The 3,627-nt window shown below is 61.4% G+C and carries 3 protein-coding genes; all 3 read right to left on the bottom strand.

Going from position 1 to position 3,627, the window contains the following annotated elements; genetic code table 11:
* A partial coding sequence (locus tag ABW22_RS13530; RefSeq protein ID WP_162264491.1) for an efflux RND transporter permease subunit occupies positions 1-1,282 on the bottom strand: 1,282 nt, incomplete at its 3' end.
* A gap of 12 nt (positions 1,283-1,294) precedes the next feature.
* Positions 1,295-2,932 carry an efflux RND transporter periplasmic adaptor subunit gene (locus ABW22_RS13525; protein ID WP_059757738.1) on the bottom strand — a complete coding sequence of 546 codons (1,638 nt, stop codon included), beginning with the start codon at positions 2,930-2,932 and terminating at the stop codon, positions 1,295-1,297.
* Positions 2,929-3,627 (bottom strand): TolC family protein (locus ABW22_RS13520; protein WP_162264490.1); only part of this gene is annotated, 699 nt, incomplete at its 5' end. The genes ABW22_RS13525 and ABW22_RS13520, both read right to left, overlap by 4 nt.

Here is a 3,627-nt window from a genome sequence, read left to right as displayed (position 1 = left end):
CCCGCTGCTGATTCGAATGGCCTTGCTTCAGGCGTTCCAGGTGCTTGTGCGCGTTTTCGATCATGACAATCGCCGCATCGATCATCGCGCCGATGGCAATCGCAATGCCGCCCAGGCTCATCAGGTTCGAACTCATGCCGAGCAGGCGCATCGCGATGAAGGCCATCAGGACGGCCACCGGCAACATCAGGATCGCCACCAGCGCGCTGCGCGCATGCAGCAGAAACACGAAGCAGACCAGCGCCACGATAATGCTTTCCTCGATCAGCGTCACCGTCAAGCTCTTGATGGCGCGGTAGATGAGGTCGGAGCGGTCGTACACCGCCTGGATGCTGACGCCGGCCGGCAAGCCGGCGCTGATTTCGCTGATTTTCGACTTCAGGTGGTGAATGACTTCGAGTGCGTTCTCGCCATAGCGCGCCATTGCGATGCCGGACACCACTTCACCTTCGCCATTGAGTTCGGTCAGGCCGCGCCGCTCGTCGGGGGCCAGTTCCACCCGGGCGATGTCGCGCACCAGGACCGGCGTGCCTTTTTCACTTTTCACGACCAGGGCCTCGATGTCTCCCTTGCCGCGCAGGTAGCCCTTGCCGCGCACCATGTACTCGGTCTCGGCCATTTCGACCACCCTGCCGCCGACGTCGCGGTTCGATTCACGGATGACCTGCACAACTTTGTTGAGCGGGATGCCGTAGGCGCGCAGTTTGACCGGATCGACCGTGACCTGGTAGGTTTGCACAAAGCCGCCGATGGAGGCCACCTCGGCCACGCCGTGCGCCTTGGTCAATTGGTAGCGCAAATACCAGTCCTGCAGCGTGCGCAGTTCGGCCAGCGTCTTGTCCTTGGCGATCACCACGTACTGATAGACCCAGCCGACCCCGGTGGCATCCGGCCCGATCTGCGGCGTGACGCCCTTGGGCATGCGGGCCGAGGCGAAGTTGAGATATTCCAGGACGCGCGAGCGGGCCCAGTAAATGTCGGTGCCATCCTCGAAGATGATGTAAACGAAGGAGGCGCCGAAGTACGAGAAGCCGCGCACCACCCTGGACTTCGGCACGGACAGCATGGCGGTCGTGAGCGGATAGGTCACCTGATCTTCTACCACCTGCGGCGCCTGGCCCGGGAACTCGGTATAGACGATCACCTGCACGTCCGACAGGTCGGGCAGCGCGTCGATCGGCGTTTTCACGACCGCGTAAACGCCGGCGACCACGATGAACAGCGTGGCCAGCAGGACCATGAAGATGTTCCTGGCCGACCAATCAATAATCTTGTTGATCATGGTGGATTCCTGTCAGCGTCCAGCAGGACGGTTTGCAGCATGCGTACCATCCTTGCCCTTGTCGGCCGCGCCGGGTTTGACGCCCGTGATGACCCATTCCCCGGGCTGTCGCTCGACAAACTCGAATGCAACAGTCGCTCCGGGCTTCAGCGCCCTCAGCAGCGCGTCGTTGGCGGTCTTGAATTCCATCGTCATGGCAGGCCATTTCAGGCTCGTCACCGGACCATGGCTGATGCTGACCATGCCGGTCCCGGCATCGACGCTGTCCACCGTCCCCTCGGCCTTGTGTCCCGCACCCGTGGTGCCGTTCTTCGCCGCAGGGGACTCCTCCTGGGCTGGCTTTGCGCCACCGGTGCCTGGTGCTCCAAAACCACCGATGGCCGCCTTCAGATTGCTTTCGGCATCAATCAGGAAGTTGGCGGCAACCACCACTTGCTCACCGTCCCTGACACCCTCCAGCACTTCAACATAGTTATCGCTACGCTCGCCAAGCTTGACTTCCCGCGGCTCAAAACGGCCTTCTTTGGCATGAACCAGGACGATGCGACGGGTGCCGCTATCAATGACGGCGGAAACTGGAACCGTCACGACATTGCTCCTGGGTGCCACGGTCAGCTCCACTTGCGCAAACATGCCGGGCTTGAGCAACTGGCCGGGGTTGGGCAGCTCTATACGCACCTGGACGGTGCGCGTCTCAGCGTTGAGCGTCGGGTAAACGTAAGTAATGTCGCCGGCGAACACCTTGCCCGAATAGGCATTGATCATCACCTTGGCCTTGGCCCCCGACTTGACCAGTCCGATATCCTGCTCAAAGACATCAGCCAGTACCCAGACCGATGACAGATCGGTGATCTGATAAAGCGTTTCGCCCGGCATGAAGCGCATACCCTGCAGCGCCTTCTTCTCGGTCACGATGCCGCCCACCGGGGAGCGGAAAGTCATGGTGCGTTTCGCTTCGCCGGCTTTTGCCAATGCCCTGATCTGTTCGTCTGAAATGTCCCAGTTCCTCAATCGCATCAGGCTGGAGTCGGCCAGCTGCTTCATCCCGGACTGTGCATCGCTACCGGCGTCCTTCAAGGATTGCACGCCTTGCGCTGCGATCGCGTATTCACGCTGCGCGGAGACCAGTTCCGGACTGTAGACTTCGAAAAGCGCCTGCCCCTTGCCGACCGACTGGCCGGTCGCGCTGACATGCAGGCGTTCAAGGTAGCCTTCAAACTTGGGCGAGATGGCATACACGCGTCGTTCGTCCGCCTCGATCCGTCCGGCGGCCCGCACCACCTTGTCAAGCGCCCTCAAACTGGCCGCTTCCGTCTTCACGCCAAGTTTCTGGATTTTCTCGGTGCTGATCCTGATCTGGTGGGCCGAGGCCGGCTCGGCGTCTGCCTCGCCTTCGTAGACGGGGATGTAATCCATGCCCATCGGGTCTTTCTTCGGCACGGGAGAGCTGTCGGGCAGTCCCATCGGGTTGCGGTAATAGAGCAGCTTGCGCTCTTTCTTCGCGCTGGTAGCCGCAGGTTCCCCTGCCGTCGCAACAGCAGTATCGCCGTGGCCGCCGACCGCCCCCCGGTTGCCCATCCAGTAGCCGCCGCCGGCTGCCAGTGCGGCCACAATGAGCCCGCCAATCGCGATGTTCGTGCCCTGTTTCATAGGTCTTCTCCCAAAAGTCGTTCGATGTCGGCCAGGCGCGCCTGGCCTTGCGCCTGCAGCTTGATCTGGTTCTGTTTGGCCTGGCGGATCTGCCGCTGCGCATCCAGCAAGGTTGCAAAATCCACCTTGCCGTTTTCATAGCTGGCGAGCGCCGCCTTGAAGGTGATTTCGGCTTGCGGCAGCAGGCTGTTTGCAATCGCCATTTCGGTGCGGCGTGCAGCATCAAGGCCGGAAAGGTTTTCCGAGAGATCGGACAACACCTGGTTGGTCGCTGAATCCTTGCGGGCACGGGCCGCCGACAGCATGGCTTCCGCTTCCCGTTCCTGCGAGCGACGTGATGACTGTTGCAGCGGAATATTGAGTTCGACCATCAGCATCCATTCCTTGATCGCGCTCCTGTACTGGACCGGCGCAATACCGACCGTGAAATCCGGATAGCGGTTTTTGTAAATCAGTTCGCGGGTTTTCTCGGCCGCCTTCAGGCGCGCATCCTCTGAGAATAATTGTGGGTTGCGTCCGCGTACGCGGTCTTCCAGCGCGGCGTAGTCCAGCTTGACCGGCGCCGGCAGCGGACGCAAGCGTTCCGGCTCAGCCAGCGGCGCGCTGGCCGGCCGCGCCACCAGTGCATTCAGTCGGGCCTGGGTCTGGAAGCGTTCGTTTTCGAGCGCGATGAGTTCATTTTTGAGATTGGTTTG

It is taken from the genome of Thiobacillus denitrificans (genome assembly GCF_001530125.1).
Taxonomy (GTDB): domain Bacteria; phylum Pseudomonadota; class Gammaproteobacteria; order Burkholderiales; family Thiobacillaceae; genus Thiobacillus; species Thiobacillus denitrificans_C.
Note: the sequence above shows the minus strand (reverse complement) of the source record. Positions and strands in the feature narration are given on the sequence as shown.

What these genes read in the sequence shown, in the direction of transcription:
- ABW22_RS13525 (WP_059757738.1), bottom strand. Translation starts at nt 2,932, where the DNA reads ATGAAACAGGGCACGAACATCGCGATTGGCGGGCTCATTGTGGCCGCA.